13 protein-coding genes are annotated in these 15,109 nt (G+C 40.9%); 5 read left to right on the forward strand and 8 right to left on the reverse strand.

What is annotated here, in order from left to right:
• Positions 1-185: 185 nt before the first annotated feature.
• Positions 186-782 (reverse strand): HD-GYP domain-containing protein, encoded by a 597-nt coding sequence (locus tag L650_RS0102715; protein ID WP_004589546.1) that lies wholly within the window; start codon positions 780-782, stop codon positions 186-188.
• 607 nt (positions 783-1,389) lie between these two features.
• Between L650_RS0102715 and L650_RS0102720 the strand changes: the two genes are divergently transcribed.
• Positions 1,390-1,674 (forward strand): hypothetical protein, encoded by a 285-nt coding sequence (locus L650_RS0102720; protein ID WP_029772097.1) that lies wholly within the window; start codon positions 1,390-1,392, stop codon positions 1,672-1,674.
• Between the two features lie 2 nt (positions 1,675-1,676).
• Positions 1,677-2,573 carry a TIR domain-containing protein gene (locus L650_RS0102725; protein WP_029772098.1) on the forward strand — a complete coding sequence of 299 codons (897 nt, stop codon included), beginning with the start codon at positions 1,677-1,679 and terminating at the stop codon, positions 2,571-2,573.
• Between the two features lie 232 nt (positions 2,574-2,805).
• Here the strand turns inward: L650_RS0102725 and L650_RS0102730 are convergent, their stop codons facing one another.
• The 6 genes from L650_RS0102730 to prlC all read right to left on the reverse strand — a co-directional run bounded on the left by L650_RS0102730 (position 2,806) and on the right by prlC (position 10,684).
• Complete coding sequence (locus L650_RS0102730; RefSeq protein ID WP_029772099.1) at positions 2,806-3,810, reverse strand: TniB family NTP-binding protein; 1,005 nt, start codon at positions 3,808-3,810, stop codon at positions 2,806-2,808.
• Positions 3,807-5,648: a Mu transposase C-terminal domain-containing protein gene (locus tag L650_RS0102735; RefSeq protein ID WP_029772100.1), complete on the reverse strand. Its 1,842-nt coding sequence runs from the start codon at positions 5,646-5,648 to the stop codon at positions 3,807-3,809. Before L650_RS0102735 ends, L650_RS0102730 begins: the two co-directional genes overlap by 4 nt.
• Positions 5,645-6,274, reverse strand: coding sequence for a TnsA endonuclease N-terminal domain-containing protein (locus L650_RS0102740; RefSeq protein ID WP_029772101.1), 630 nt, complete (start codon positions 6,272-6,274; stop codon positions 5,645-5,647). Before L650_RS0102740 ends, L650_RS0102735 begins: the two co-directional genes overlap by 4 nt.
• 239 nt (positions 6,275-6,513) lie before the next feature.
• Positions 6,514-7,269, reverse strand: a complete 756-nt coding sequence (locus tag L650_RS0102745; RefSeq protein ID WP_029772102.1) for a class I SAM-dependent methyltransferase — start codon at positions 7,267-7,269, stop codon at positions 6,514-6,516.
• Positions 7,270-7,319: 50 nt separating this feature from the next.
• Positions 7,320-8,501, reverse strand: coding sequence for a PleD family two-component system response regulator (locus tag L650_RS0102750; protein WP_029772103.1), 1,182 nt, complete (start codon positions 8,499-8,501; stop codon positions 7,320-7,322).
• 131 nt (positions 8,502-8,632) lie between these two features.
• Positions 8,633-10,684, reverse strand: coding sequence for an oligopeptidase A (gene prlC / locus L650_RS0102755; protein ID WP_029772104.1), 2,052 nt, complete (start codon positions 10,682-10,684; stop codon positions 8,633-8,635).
• A gap of 226 nt (positions 10,685-10,910) precedes the next feature.
• Between prlC and gorA the strand changes: the two genes are divergently transcribed.
• From gorA to L650_RS0102770, 3 genes are all read left to right on the forward strand, one after another.
• Entirely contained in the window at positions 10,911-12,272 is a 1,362-nt protein-coding gene (gene gorA / locus L650_RS0102760; protein ID WP_029772105.1) for a glutathione-disulfide reductase, read from the forward strand.
• Positions 12,273-12,585: 313 nt separating this feature from the next.
• Positions 12,586-13,170, forward strand: a complete 585-nt coding sequence (locus L650_RS0102765) for a hypothetical protein (RefSeq protein WP_223230518.1) — start codon at positions 12,586-12,588, stop codon at positions 13,168-13,170.
• A gap of 209 nt (positions 13,171-13,379) precedes the next feature.
• Entirely contained in the window at positions 13,380-14,216 is an 837-nt protein-coding gene (locus L650_RS0102770; RefSeq protein ID WP_029772107.1) for a mechanosensitive ion channel family protein, read from the forward strand.
• Between the two features lie 50 nt (positions 14,217-14,266).
• Here L650_RS0102770 and tldD read toward each other — a convergent pair.
• On the reverse strand, positions 14,267-15,109 hold an 843-nt coding region (gene tldD / locus L650_RS0102775), incomplete at its 5' end, for a metalloprotease TldD (protein WP_029772108.1).

The following is a 15,109-nucleotide window of genomic DNA, read 5'->3' on the forward strand; positions in this document are numbered from 1 at the left end:
TTTTGGACAAAAACGAGTTAGAGCCGAAGGTCGGCTCTGTGCCATTTGCAGACATTAGCAACGCCTGAGCTCAGGTGCATTTGAGACAACGCCTGCTTTTGCGTTAGCAAAAAAGTGGGTGGCGGATCAAATGTCATCTGCAGAGACTTTTTAGGCAGCGTTCACCGTATTCTAGGAACGAGCGTTTACGAGGCACGTGCCGAACTGGCCTTTATGACTTTTGTAAACAACAAAAAAATATTTGGATCAAACTTCGTGTCCACTTCATGCTTCAAGATATTCATAGTTTCAAGGTGCGATTTAGCCATGCGGTATGGCCTGCTAGTCGTCAGTGCATCATACGCATCAATGATCGAAAGTATTCGACTACTCAGGGGAATATCGGCACCAGCCAGTCCGTCTGGGTATCCGCTTCCATCAAATGCTTCATGATGATGTCTGACAATAGACGCGACCTCGTCTCTGTTTGTCAGGAATGTCTCACTAATTATTCTCTCACCGATAACCGAGTGAGCCTTTATCTCTTCCCTTTCATCAGGTGTGAGCTTTCCAGGCTTCGAGAGAACAGTATCACGAACTCCAATCTTACCCACGTCGTGTAATTGACTGGCAATACGCAAGTCATCTAATGAGGGGGCACTCAAATCGGCCGCACGCCCCACTTCCAACGCAAGCGCACAGACGCGGTCACAATGGCCTCTAGTATACGCATCGCGCGCGCACAATGCCGTAATGAGTGATGGGTAAGCATTTTCTTGATCTGGTGCGAGGGCAAAAGCCATTGAATATCTCTCCTTGTTCAGCAACGCCTAACAATTTAATAGTGCGCTCATCACGCATATTTTTGCTGACTTCAAGCTCATCTATCCACATTCCAACAAATAACCGAGGGTATTTCAAGATTTTAAATAAATTTAAATGTAGGATATACGCGTTGCTCGTTTGCTTGACTATATGAATAAACGACACAACTTTATCTATTAATTAGCCCTAAATTTAGCCTATCTCAATGACCGGTTATCGCTCTTTTGAGGCATTCGCCTAAACACGTTTTGGGGCAGAAATGAGTTAAACCGGAAGGACAGCTTATGGCATTAAGTCGAACTTCGGCAAAGAGCGATTACCGGTCATTGAGATAGGCTAAATGTAATGGTTAACTGATTGATAAAAGTGCTCTTTGCTCATATATTCATGAAAATAAGCGACGGGCGTATATTGTTCTATTTAACTTTACTTTAAAGTTTTAAAAAACTTAGTGATAGTAATATCTTAGGTTATTTGTTAAAACTATATAAATAGTTAAATGAGCGTTAAGTCGGCAGAAATATGCTGCAGAGCGCGGCGTTAAAGCTCAAAGATGCACTGACACACCATAAACAGGAGGGAACCATGTTTAAAATTACTGGGCTTGATAAACTGCAGAAAGATCTAAAAAATGCAGAGCAAGCATTGAATGAACTAGATGGAGAGTTGGGCGTCGTTAACTTTGATCCTCATGATCCTGCCAGTATTGAGGCTGCCATCCAATCAGTTAGCCAAATTATTGATAACCGCATTGAACCTTATGCCAGTAGCCCTATCGTCGATTCGCTCACCGAACAAATGAAAGAAAGCTATAGAGAAACGATTCTTCAAAAGGCCGCTGAGGCCAGATTGCAACCTGACGAGAATTAGTGATGACCCAAGATATTTTCGGAGAAATTAACAACGCAATCCTAGACTTACAGAACTCGCAGTTGCAGACTTATGAACGCCCATTGAAAAAGCTAGGGCAATTGTTACGGCATACCGACCTTGAACCTTACAATGAGGAACTGACGGAAGGAGTTGACTTCGACGCTTTCATTGCTGAAAGCGAAAAAACTGGGGGCAGCATGGTCGGGAGTGCCCAACTTGCTTGGCCAGATGACCTCAAAAAAACGATGGGTTTAACATTGCTTCTTATAGATAAACTGGCTAATGACCCACGTTACGCTATCAACTTTAGTCATCATTTCTTCTACTCTGGAAATAAAATCATCGCTGGTATCCATGCGCTCACTGGGCAACTCATTATTCCCTTTGCGCGTGATTACAAGAACTATGTTCAATCGAAGGGGAGTATTGAAACTGTGTTGAAGCAACCAGTCTCACGAAAGGTGTTTATCGTTCATGGGCACGACAATGGTGCTCGGGAAACTGTGGCTCGTTTTCTGGAACGCATTGGTTTGGAGGCCGTTATTCTCCATGAACAGGCTAATCAAGGGAGAACAATTATCGAAAAAGTCGTTGCAAACAGCGATGTTGGGTTTGCGGTAGTCCTTCTCACACCGGATGATGAGGGCCGTGTAAAAGGAGGGGCACTTGAGCCTCGAGCTCGTCAAAATGTATTATTGGAACTGGGTTACTTCATTGGCCGCTTGGGCCGAGAAAAAGTATGTGCTCTCAAACGTGGTACGTTAGAAATACCTAGTGATTTCGCGGGTGTTGTATGGGAAACAATGGACAGTAGTGGCGGCTGGAAACAGGCTCTCGCGCGTGAACTCGAAGCGGCTGGGCACAGTATAGATTGGAACAAAGCAATGCGCGCTTGATGTGCGCACACCACAATCGAAGGCCCACTATTGCGGTTATTAAATTGGCGAGAATTTAATTGAGAAAGGATAGGAAGGCTATGGAATCGCGTCTTGCTTTTTCCACTTTCTTTTTGAATGATGTGGCACATATGCAACTGTCAGGCTTGATTTAATCACACGAAGCTAATCTGATGACTTATCCGTTTGAATCTCCGCTTTAACACCTTTAATCAGGCTAGGCTGGTTCGATTTACTTTACTATTATTGCAAACACTCGATCTGTGAGCATATCTTCTGGGTCTAATGCATTTGGGTTATAAGATGAGTTTTTGATTACCTCATAAATTTCAATATCTTTAATGTCTTGTTTAAAAGGATTTTTTGATTTTAGTTTTTCCTTATCATTAAAAAAATCAAACTTGTCATAAGCAGTAATAAAATGTTTATTTTCAAGATACTCATTACAACTTAGTGCTAATTTTAAAGCCTCCAACAGTAGATGTTTAAGAGCTCGATTCTCACCTCGACATGCAGCAAACAACGCTATTGTGGTATTTTTACTTTCAAGCTTAGGAGGTACATCAAATGGCATTTTCTTAGCTAACCCCATCAAATATTGGCGAAAGTACTTGCTGTCATTTTTTAGGCTAAAGTATTCAAGTTTTCTTTTTCTAACTAAGCGAGAAGCCCATTGAGGTTCTTCTGCTATTTTTGCAGCCCAAGGCATACCAACCAGTACTATTGGCACTTTGGCTTCTTCACTAATAAACTTTAACCCATTTGCAATTTGTTGTCGTTCTTGTACGCTTTTAAACTCTATTAACTCCTGAAACTCATTAATGATGAGTAGCTCTACTTGAGCTTTAATTAAGCTCTCTACAAGCTTTTTAGTAAGGTCTGTTTTGTAGCCTCGCTTTTTAATTTGACTACTTCCAAATAGCTCCAGATCTGCCAGCATTTGGACTAAAGTAGCATCTAAGCCTTTCCCCCTAGATATACGACTTACTAAGACTGGCATAGTGTTTCGACTATAATTCTGTGTAGCTAGAACTCTTTTTTTGTAGTGATTAATGGTATGACTTTTTCCAACACCTGTATCACCAATTAATAGCATACACTGTTGGTCTGACTGAAATTTACGGTTTAATCTTAATTCATCAAAGTCATTAAAAATTGTTTTAATTTGCGGGTGCATAACGATGCAATCGCTAAAGTTCCGTAACTTCTCTATCTGTATCTCTGTTAAGGCATTCATTCAAATGCCTCTAAGTCATCATCCCAGTCGTCAGAATTATCGTTACTTATATGTTTTTGCACAGGGGCTGCACTTTCTTCAGAGACCTTAATAGTGCTCGTTCCTGTATTACTTACATCAGCTATTTGAGCTTGCTTTTTAACAGCTGTTATCTTAGCTTTAGTTTTTGATTCAATGAAAACTTCTTGCTCTTGCTTTACTCGCTCATGAATAGCCATGCGTGCTTTCGCTAAGCCCAAACTATCTTTAGATTCCCGTATGACTTCCCTGTTAATTTTTTTTATTGTTTTATGCTCATAGATACTTAAACCATCCGTATAACCGGTAGGATCTGTACACGGTACTTCTAGATAACTTTCTAACTCTTCTAAATAAACATAAATTTTTGAGATGTCATCAGGATCGACTTTAATCAGTTTTTTTACAGTTTCTTTTGTTTGCGGATAATGTTTACGATAATCAGCCAAAGCTGTTGAGTCATACATTAACTCTTGATATTTAAACCCATTTCTCGTTAACGTTCTTGAGTCTGAGATGCGCATTAACATTGAAAAACGCGTTTCCTCCTCTTCATTCATGGTCAATGGGGGATATGCATCAAACCCTTGTTGCCAACGTTTAATTGGGATTCGAGTTTCACGTGAATTACTGTCTTGATGATACACATCCGCGATCCAGCGGTGAAATTCTTCAACAAAAGTTGAGAAGCGCATAATTGCATCTTTCTCAGGTTTATACTCTTCTTTTTCTAAAATATTTGAAAATGTCTTTCCTGGTAATTCAGGTAAGAAATATTCATTCATCACCCCAAAAAAACGCTCTATAAAGGGTTTTAGCCAAGGCTTGCGCACAGGGTTATATTGGATATTTATTCCTGCTGACTGACAAGCATGCTCTAAGTTTTTAGACCAAAACTCAGCACCATTATCTACAACTAAATTTTCAAATTTACCAAAGCAAGGCCAATCATTTTGTAGTTCTATATTCAGAGCATCAAGAGACTTTGGTTTAATCGCATGAGTAATAGCCTTAGCAGCAGATACGTAGGAAGGGGATTTATAACTAAGATGAAAACCAAGAACACAGCCACTAAATACATCAATAAGTAATGTTAGGTAAGGTCTTCCTATGGGAATAAGTAACTCATCATCAAGTAGGATTAAATCAAGTGGTGTATGATCAATCTCTACACGCTCTAATATTCTTGTCGGGGGTACGTGCGCAGCGCAGTAAGCAAACCATTGGTCTGCTTTAAATTTACCATGCCTTGCGACCGCGACCGCATATGGGGGTATTGCTTTGATTCTTTTATTAAACGCATTGTAGGATATTATTGGAATCTTGCCTTCGACAATACTCTCATTTTCAATAACAATAAGGTCTTTATAGTACTGATATGCAGTTGCTATAGTAGGTCTTTTAGCATCTAAAAATCGTTCTAATGCTTTATCAAAAAATTTATCATCCCCTTTTATACGGTTAGTTCTGTTTCCCATTTTGTGGTTTTTATCAGCAAGGGAGGCTATATCACCGTTGCTTTCGATATATTTTTTGCGCCAACGAGCAACAGTTCGCCAATTTGGCCGAACTACGTCACCTCCTTTAAAAAGCTCATCTAAAATAGGATCTAAATTTCGTTGGGTCCAGCCGCGTGAAAGTTTTTTATCTATAGTGCTAATTAGCTTATACCTTTGTAGTGCTTGGTTTTTAAAGGTATCTGAAAAGGTATCCAAATCACGCTGGATTAAGTTGGCATCATCTAATTTGACGTATTGTGTGGGCGTTTGTGGCTTTAATGGCACTAGTGATTCATCAAATTCATTAAAAAAGTCAGTCATGGTGTAGCCCATAATGTTGGATTATTAGTTAAATCATCACACCCTAGATCAGCCTTAACCAACCCTTTATGCATGAGCCCAAATAAAAAAGATCGTGTTTCACCAATTGGTATCCCAACCTGAGAGCTTATATCATTTAGCTTGATTACCCCTGATTTATGAATAAAACTGAGCAACTCTTTTTGAATGCCGCTGATACCATAAACACCTGAGTAGCGGTGTAATAACTTTAAGTTGTTTAATATTGGATTTACCCTAATTTGCCTATCAGTTACTAAAACAAGATCAATCCCCAATTTTAATGATGCAGCTCTTTTGGCAGCAAATTCAGCTCTAAATAGTGGAGAAGCAATTTTAGAATAGGGCTTATATTCGTGGTATTTTTGGGTTTTATCTGTATATGAAATCAGTGCATCTGGTGTGTAAGGTAAGCTTTTACCCATAAACTCATATTTAAAGCCTTCAGGCTGACTCCCAAAACTCTCTATCAAGTCGTTATATTCATGATGAAAACATGCATCAAACTCTAATGAGCTCTCACACATAACTACACTACTAACTTTAGTGCTCGCAAATTTAAATACATTTTTATTTGGAGATGGCTTTCTTAAGTTGCGTATATACATAAGTAAATTTTTATTATTTGAGTACACATACTATACAAATAAAAAGCCACTATGTCACACTATGGTTTAATTAATTCTTAAAGAATTGATTATAATGGAATTTATTTTTAGCATCATTTTTAATAAGGGGCTTTATGTCAGAGTATGACTTTAATTATGTCAAGGTATGGTTGTATTATGTCAAACTATGGTTGCAGCGACACCTAGATCCTTAAAGCCGATCAACACGCATAATACCGTTAAACCATGGCCGCTTTTACATACACATCAAAACGGTTCTTTTTTGTTTTAATTTGCATGCTGGGGGTTTGGTTGTTTAAAAATGGGGCGTAATCGGGGCGTTTAACGACCACACGCTTACTGGCAAGTGGGTAGGCGAATTCAAGTAAGTCATCAGCGTCGGTATCTGCGCCTACTAATGCCTGAAATACGCGCATTTCTTTTTTAACTAACGCTGATTTCTCTCGGTGTGGAAACATAGGATCTAAATACACTACATCGGGCATGCTCTCGCACTGCTCTAACAACGTGTGGCTTGAGCCAAACACTAAGCTCATATTTTGCTGCATCCACGAACCAATCTCTGCATCTTCGTAAGCGCGTTGTAAGCCATCAAATAATAAAGCTGCTACCACAGGGTGGCGCTCATGCAGTATAACCTTACAGCCAAGTGACGCTAGCACAAAGCCATCTCGGCCAAGCCCGGCGGTGGCATCAAGTACAACAGGGGTTGCGCCTTTATTTAACCCTACCGCTTTTGCGATTGATTGCCCTTTGCCGCCGCCAAACTTACGCCTGTGAGCAACTGCACCTGTTACAAAGTCTACGTTTATTGCGCCAAGTTTAGGCTCATCGCTTTTTAAAAGGCTAAGGCCTTTATCGTCGTAATGCAGAGTAAAACCGCTACAACTTTGCGCCCATTGGGCTAAGTTAAAACGCGTTTCTAGCTCATTTAAATATGGGCGACACTCTTTAAAAGCACACTGAATAACCACTACACACTCCGACGAAAAATTTCAGCTGCAGTATAACAAGCGTTAAAGCACTAAAATAGCTCTATATCGCTTTGATGCGCAAGACTATGTGAGCTGGCCTCCTCTACTTTAGAGCGTAAGTTGCACAATAATTCGTTGCGGCTCTCGGTCACTTGTTTAAGCTGGTACTTTATAAACGCTAAATCACTATTTGCGGTTACTAGCAGTTGCATAGTTTCGTCTAATTGCGACATGTATAAAGTTAAATCAGCAGGATTGGCGTGTGCTTGCGTTTGCTTAATTGCACAGTTAAGTTCATGAAGCTGCTCTATAAACTGCCTTGTGTAGTCGTTTTGTACAACATTTTGGCTAGTAAGCTGCTTTACTATATCTTGCAAAGCAGTGCTAATTTGGGTGGCTTGTTCAAAGCTATTTTCGTTTCTTTCCATAGCAACGACCTTTTCGTTTGTCACTTCGAGTATGTGCGGGAATAAGTCTTTATAACGGCCGTATAAAGCACGATTATCAGTCGGCATATTTTTAATTAATAAAGATATTTTGGGGTAGTTAATAATGGTGCTGCTACCAATATCAACAAATCGATTTGCATTACGGTGCTGCTCTAAAAGCTCCTGCTCGAGCGGGCATACACCACTTTCTAAACTATAAAAATAGCTCCCCCCCTGATACCAAAACACAATAACCACGTCTAAATTAAACGGGCTAAAAAAGGCAAGTAAGTGCTCGCTTAACGAGTGAAAGTTATGAGAGTGATAGCTTTGCCCCACAAACCTAACAATACGCCCCATATCCCCAGACTCTGCCAAGGCCATTGCGGCGGTATCTTGCGCTTTAGCTACATCAAATTTTAGCTTTTCACATTGCTGCCGGTACTCGTAAAGCACTTTAATGCGTGCCATTAGCTCTTCGGTGTTGAAGGGTTTTATAATGTAGTCAGATGCGCCTACGCTGTAGCCTTTTACTCTATCGTTAAGCTCCACCTTAGAGGACAAAAACATAACGGGTATATCGTGTGTTGACTCATCTTCTTTTAGTGCTTGGCATACTTGGTAGCCGGATTTACCGGGCATTTCTATATCAAGTAAAATTATGTCGGGCGTGTGCTTTTTGGCTAGCTTAAGTCCTTGTTCGCCATCTTTAGCGTGAATAAGCTTACAAAAGCCTGCTAAAGCCTCTTCAATAATTCGATGAACATACAAATCGTCATCAATCGTTAGTACCAACTTTGCCATGCCCTAGTCCATTTTGCTGCGTATACACAAAGCATAGTACGGGAGGTTAAAATTACTAAAAACAATTGGCCAATATATTAAAAAACATAAAAAAAGCGCCATATAGGCGCTTTATAAGGTTAAGTAGTTGTTTATGCAGCTATACCACTGTGACGCAGTAAGGCATCAACATTTGGCTCACGACCTCGGAACTTTTTAAATAACTCCATAGGTTCTTCACTGCCGCCTTTTTCTAAAATATTTTCTAAGAAGGCCTTACCTGTTTCGGCGTTAAAAATACCGTCTTCTTCAAATTTAGAAAATGCATCGGCAGAGAGTACCTCAGCCCACTTGTACGAGTAGTAACCGGCGCTATAGCCACCTGCAAAAATATGACTAAAGCCATGTTGAAAACGATTAAACTCAGGCGGGTTAACCACCGACGTGCGGCTACGTACGTCGTTTAAAATCGCTTGAATTTGGCACTCTTGGTTTGCCTGGTAGTCGTGGTGGATTCTAAAATCGAACAACGAAAATTCAATCTGACGCAGCATTTGCATGCCAGAATTATAGTTTTTAGCAGCCAGTAGCTTATCAAGTAGCTCTTTTGGTAATGGCTCACCACTTTCAAAGTGGCCTGAAATAAAGCTCAGCGCTTCTTCATCGTAACACCAGTTTTCTAAAAATTGGCTTGGTAGTTCTACGGCATCCCATGCAACGCCGTTAATACCAGCAACAGGAGCAGCATCAACTTGGGTAAGCATGTGGTGTATACCATGGCCAAATTCGTGGAAAAGCGTGGTTACTTCGTCATGTGTAAATAGCGCCGGTTTGTCGCCTACCGCTTTATTAAAGTTACACACTAAGTATGCCACGGGTGTTTGCAATTCTCCGCTGGCGCGCACTTTACGCCCCATACAGTCATCCATCCACGCGCCGCCACGTTTGCGCTCGCGTGCATATAAATCAAGATAAAAACGACCGCGCAATGTATTACTGCTATCAAAAATTTCAAAAAAGCGAACATCGCTGTGGTAGCTATCAAAGTCGCTTACTTCTTTTACCTTAATACCAAAAAGGCGGCTAACGGTTTCAAATAAACCGCTAAGTACTTTATCTGCAGGGAAATAAGGGCGCAGTACTTCATCTGAAATTGCGTATTTTTCTTGCTTGAGCTTTTCGCTGTAGTAACCAAAATCCCATGCTTGAAGATCAGTAATACCATGGTGTTGCTCAGCATAGGCTTTTAGCTCTGCCACTTCTTGCTCTGCTTGAGGCTTAGACTTAGCGGCTAAGTCTTCTAAAAATGAGAAAACTTGCGCTGGCGACTCAGCCATTTTAGTTGCTAATGATTTTTCAGCGTAGTTATTAAACCCTAACAGCTGCGATAGCTCATGGCGTAGTGCAAGCTCTTCTTTCATAATGGCTGAGTTATCAAACTCACCCGCATTAGGGCCTTGATCTGAAGCGCGCGTACAAAATGCCGTGTAGGTTTCTTTGCGCAGCTCGCGGTCATCTGCATAGGTCATTACCGGTAAGTAAGACGGAAAATCAAGCGTAAATACCCAGCCGTCTAAACCTTTGCTTTTAGCTGTTTCGCTAGCAAGCGCTAATGCCGACTCTGGCAAGCCTGCCAATTGGCTTTCATCGGTAATGTGTTTATGCCATGCAAGCGTTGCATCCATTACGTTATTGCCAAATTTAGAGGCAAGTTCAGATAAACGCGTGCTAATTTCGCCGTAGCGCTTTTGATCTTCTGCTGATAATGCAATGCCTGAAAGTTTAAAATCACGTAGGGCGTTGGTGATGGTTTTTTGCTGCGCAGTGCTGAGTGTTTTAAATTCATCGCTGTTATAAAGCGCATTATACGCTTCGTACAGGCCTTGATGCTGCCCGACAAATGTTGAGTACTCAGATATAAGTGGTAAACATTGCTCGTAGGCTTCACGCAGCTCGTCGTTATTCATGACTGAATTAAGGTGCGATACCGGTGAAAACATACGCGAGAGTTTATCGTCGGCTTCTTCAAGGGGTAATACTAAATCGTTCCATGTAAACGAGCCTTTCGCTAACACGTCATCTATGGCTTTACGACATTGCTCTATACCGTGCTTTAGTGCCGGTACTACGTACTCTGGCTTTATTTTTGAAAACGGGGGTAAGCCTCCTAGGCCAATGAGTGGATTTGTTTGTGCTTCGCTCATGAATTTTCTCAATTTAATTGACTATGAATTTGAAGTTGGGGCAAAACGGTGAAATACAAGCCTCCATTAATGGGTCTAATATAGCTTAGGATGAAACTGATCGGCATAATAAACAATTTCGTTTGTTGTATTTATCAGCTTTTTAGCGCGCCGCGCTGGGTGACTTGCACTTAGCATATGCTATCATCGGCACATTATAGTTAAATATATTTTTTGAGGATAAAACATGACTCAGCATTTTGATTACATTGCGATTGGTGGTGGTAGTGGCGGTATTGCCTCTGCTAACCGTGCGGCAATGCGTGGCGCTAAAGTAGCGCTTATCGAAGCAAAACACATGGGCGGCACCTGTGTTAATGTAGGCTGTGTGCCTAAAAAAGTAATGTGGCATGGCGCACAAGTTGCTGAAGCAATTAACTTATACGCACCTGATTACGGCTTTAACGTAGAAGTAAAAGACTTTAACTGGAGCAAACTCGTTGAGAGCCGCGAAGCGTACATTGGTCGCATTCACAAAGGATACGACAACGGTTTAGCGAACAATGGCGTAACCGTAATTAATGGTTTTGCTAAATTTGTTGATAGCAAAACCGTAGAAGTAAACGGCGAGCATTACACGGCCGATCATATTTTGATTGCAGTAGGTGGACGTCCGCATACTCCTAATATTCCAGGTGCTGAGTACGGTATAGACTCAAATGGCTTTTTTGAATTAACAGAGCAGCCAAAGCGAGTAGCGGTAATTGGCGCAGGTTACATTGCTGTAGAACTTGCCGGTGTACTACATGGTTTAGGCACAAAAACTCATTTATTTGTACGCAGACACGCGCCGCTTCGTAATTTTGATACGCTACTGGTTGAAACCCTAGTAGAGATCATGAAAAAAGAAGGCCCAACACTGCATACCGAATGCTCGCCTAAAGAAATTGTTAAAGAAAGCGATGGTAGCTTAACCATTCATTTTGAAAATGGTTACAGCCAAAATGTTGACCAAGTAATTTGGGCTATTGGCCGCGAGCCAAGCACCGATGTAATTAACATTGCAGCAGCAGGGGTTGAACTAAATAGCTCTGGTTATGTAAAAGTAGATGAATATCAAAATACAAACGTACCTGGTATTTATGCTGTAGGCGATATTATTGAGCACGGTATAGAACTTACGCCTGTCGCTGTTAAAGCCGGTCGCACCCTATCAGAGCGTTTATTTAATAAAGACCTACCTGATGATTTAAAAATGGATTACAGCCTTGTACCTACTGTGGTATTTAGCCACCCACCTATTGGTACTATTGGTGAAACCGAGCAAGAAGCTATTGCTCGCCACGGCGAAGAAAACGTAAAAGTGTACAAGTCGGGCTTTGCCGCTATGTACACAGCCGTTACACAACACCGCCAACCGTGTGCAATGAAGCTTGTATGCGTAGGCCCTGAAGAAAAAGTAGTTGGCTTACACGGCATTGGTTTTGCCGTTGACGAAATGATTCAAGGCTTTGCGGTTGCTATGAAAATGGGCGCAACTAAAGCTGATTTTGATGCTGTTGTTGCACTGCACCCTACAGGCTCAGAAGAGTTTGTGACGATGCGCTAAGCAAATTCTGCTTATAACGTTAAAAGCCCTTACTATGTTTTAGTAAGGGCTTTTTTATGCTTAACGCATTTAACCCTATACAGCACAACTAATTAACTCAACTTATTACAAAAAACACATCATAAATACATAATATAAAAACATAACCCATTAATTTAACAGCAAAAAACTTAGACCGACAAATATATAAAAAGTTTCTATAATGTTTTGGCTTTTAGCCATTTTTATAATTAAACTGCCGCGCATTGTTTTCTATTTGAGCTTTTATATGTTTTTACTGCGATCTTTTATTTACTTATTATGCTTAGCAGGTGTGGCTTTTTTAATTCAGCTTGAAGGTTTTGATTTACAGCAAAATGCACTTTACAGTGAAGAAACACTAACAGAACACATGCAAGATATTTTAACGTTTTTAAGTTGTATGCTGTTTTTCTACGCCTCACGTATTCACTCTGATCTTAAAATAGCCGCGCTGTTACTGGCTGCTTTGTCGGCTGCTATGTTTGTTAGAGAATTTGACACCTACCTAGATATGTATGTGTTTGATGGCGCATGGCAAGCAATTGTATATACGCTATTAGCGAGCGTACTACTTTACTTAAAAGCCCAACGAGGCTTTATTTACAGCTCGTTAAAAGCCTATGCGCAAACACCGAGCTATGGTATTTTCCTATCTGGCTTAGTGACCTTACTCGCTTTTTCGAGAATGATGGGCAAGGGCGAGTTTTGGCACTCAGTTATGGGAGAACAATACGTTCGGGTAGTTAAAAATATTATTGATGAAGGCATAGAAACCCTGGGCTACACACTTATTTTTATCGCTGCCATTGAGCTTGTATTGTTTTGCCAAAAACACGCTAAACACACGCAAGCCTCTATTACAGAGCAAACAGCCTAGCTGCTAAGTAATACCGGTTTAATTAAGTAGTAGCCATTCTAGCGTGCAAAATAAAGCGCTAATAGGGTTATAACGCTATTCACCTATTGCTATAAATGGCTCATAACTTAATACAATTGGTATAAGTGATTTTATGTAGCTTAAATTTGCTAATTGGTTTGATTACTCAATATACTTAGCGTGCCTATTGCTACTCGTATTTGGAAGTTATGATTAAAGACATACTCATGCACCCTTTTTTAGTTTCTGTGCTCGTGCTTGCCATTGCATTTGTGCTTAAAGTACTGGTTGATAAACTAGCAAGAAACCGCGCTGAAAAAAAAGAAAAAGACATTCGTTACATCACTCATAACATTAAGCACTTTATTAATTTTGTTATGGTTCTGTCGCTGCTATTTGTATGGTCGACCGAAATACAAAATTTTGCGCTGTCTATTGCTGCGTTTGCAGTGGCTATAGTGCTTGCAACACGCGAGTTTATACAATGCGTTATTGGCTTTTTTTACCTGGTTACCACCCGCCCGTTTAGAGTAGGTGATTGGATACAAGTAGGTGATTATTTTGGCGAAGTAGCCGAAACAGACTGGGTAAAAACCACCATGCATGAAATAGACATGCACACTTATCAGTTTTCGCGCAAAACAATTTATATTCCAAATAATAAGCTGATCACCAGCTCAATTAAAAACCTTAATTATGTAAAGCGCTTTGTTACTCATCATTTTACTATTATACGCAGAGAGAGCTTTAACCCTTATGTTATTCATGACGAATTAGTCAATCAGGCAAAACTATACTGCGAAGAGTTTCACGATGTAGCAACACGTTATAATTCGATGATAGAGCGTAAACTCGATGCCAAAATTTCGGGTCCGGCACCGGTTATTCACTTTGGCACTACAGAGCTTGGTGAGTTTAAAGCAAGCTTTACGCTATTTTGCCCAACTAACAAAGCACTTGAAATAGAGCATAAATTAACTGAGTGTTTTATGGCTTTGTGGTACGAACAGGCGAAGAAGAACAAAGAAGAGCAAAGCGAGGCGTAAACCTCGCATTGGTAACCTATAAAGCGCGAATTGCTTCGCGCTTTATTGTTTTATGCGGTACCACCTACTGTAAGTTGGTCTATTTTAAGGCTTGGTTGACCTACCCCGACAGGAACGCTTTGGCCATCTTTACCGCAGACACCTACGCCTTTATCAAGGGCTAAATCGTTGCCTACCATAGAAATATGCTGCATCACCTCTGGGCCATTGCCAATCAGTGTTGCACCTTTAATTGGCTGGGTAATTTTACCGTTTTCAATTAAATACGCCTCTGATGCGCTAAATACAAACTTACCTGAAGTAATATCTACTTGGCCGCCACCAAAGTTTGGTGCAAATACCCCTTTTTTAACTGAGCTTATAATATCGGTTTGGCTATGCTCGCCCCCTAACATGTAGGTGTTGGTCATACGCGGCATAGGTAAATGCGCATACGACTCACGACGTGCATTACCCGTTGGGTTTACACCCATTAAACGCGCATTGAGCTTATCTTGCATGTAACCTTTTAAAATACCGTTTTCGATAAGTACGTTATAAGCTGCAGGTGTGCCTTCATCGTCAACGTTAAGTGAACCACGGCGATCGGCCATGGTGCCATCATCAACTACTGTACACAGCTCAGACGCTACTTTTTGCCCCACTTTACCGCTAAATGCCGAAGCCCCTTTACGGTTAAAGTCGCCTTCAAGGCCATGGCCTACCGCTTCGTGTAAAAGCACGCCAGGCCAGCCATTGCCTAACACAACTTCCATTGTGCCAGCTGGTGCATCAATTGCCTCTAAGTTTACTTTAGCTTGGCGAACAGCTTCTTCGGCAAAGCCCATCCAGCGCGGCTTGCCTTCAACTAGCTCTTTAAAGTAACCATAATCTAAGCGTGCGCCGCCCCCTGC

This window comes from Pseudoalteromonas sp. TB51, from assembly GCF_000498055.1.
GTDB lineage: Bacteria > Pseudomonadota > Gammaproteobacteria > Enterobacterales > Alteromonadaceae > Pseudoalteromonas > Pseudoalteromonas atlantica.

What these genes read in the sequence shown, in the direction of transcription:
- L650_RS0102715 (WP_004589546.1), bottom strand. Translation starts at nt 782, where the DNA reads ATGGCTTTTGCCCTCGCACCAGATCAAGAAAATGCTTACCCATCACTC.
- L650_RS0102720 (WP_029772097.1), top strand. Translation starts at nt 1,390, where the DNA reads ATGTTTAAAATTACTGGGCTTGATAAACTGCAGAAAGATCTAAAAAAT.
- L650_RS0102770 (WP_029772107.1), top strand. Translation starts at nt 13,380, where the DNA reads ATGATTAAAGACATACTCATGCACCCTTTTTTAGTTTCTGTGCTCGTG.
- prlC (WP_029772104.1), bottom strand. Translation starts at nt 10,684, where the DNA reads ATGAGCGAAGCACAAACAAATCCACTCATTGGCCTAGGAGGCTTACCC.
- L650_RS0102740 (WP_029772101.1), bottom strand. Translation starts at nt 6,274, where the DNA reads ATGTATATACGCAACTTAAGAAAGCCATCTCCAAATAAAAATGTATTT.
- L650_RS0102730 (WP_029772099.1), bottom strand. Translation starts at nt 3,810, where the DNA reads ATGAATGCCTTAACAGAGATACAGATAGAGAAGTTACGGAACTTTAGC.
- L650_RS0102735 (WP_029772100.1), bottom strand. Translation starts at nt 5,648, where the DNA reads ATGACTGACTTTTTTAATGAATTTGATGAATCACTAGTGCCATTAAAG.
- L650_RS0102750 (WP_029772103.1), bottom strand. Translation starts at nt 8,501, where the DNA reads ATGGCAAAGTTGGTACTAACGATTGATGACGATTTGTATGTTCATCGA.
- L650_RS0102725 (WP_029772098.1), top strand. Translation starts at nt 1,677, where the DNA reads ATGACCCAAGATATTTTCGGAGAAATTAACAACGCAATCCTAGACTTA.
- gorA (WP_029772105.1), top strand. Translation starts at nt 10,911, where the DNA reads ATGACTCAGCATTTTGATTACATTGCGATTGGTGGTGGTAGTGGCGGT.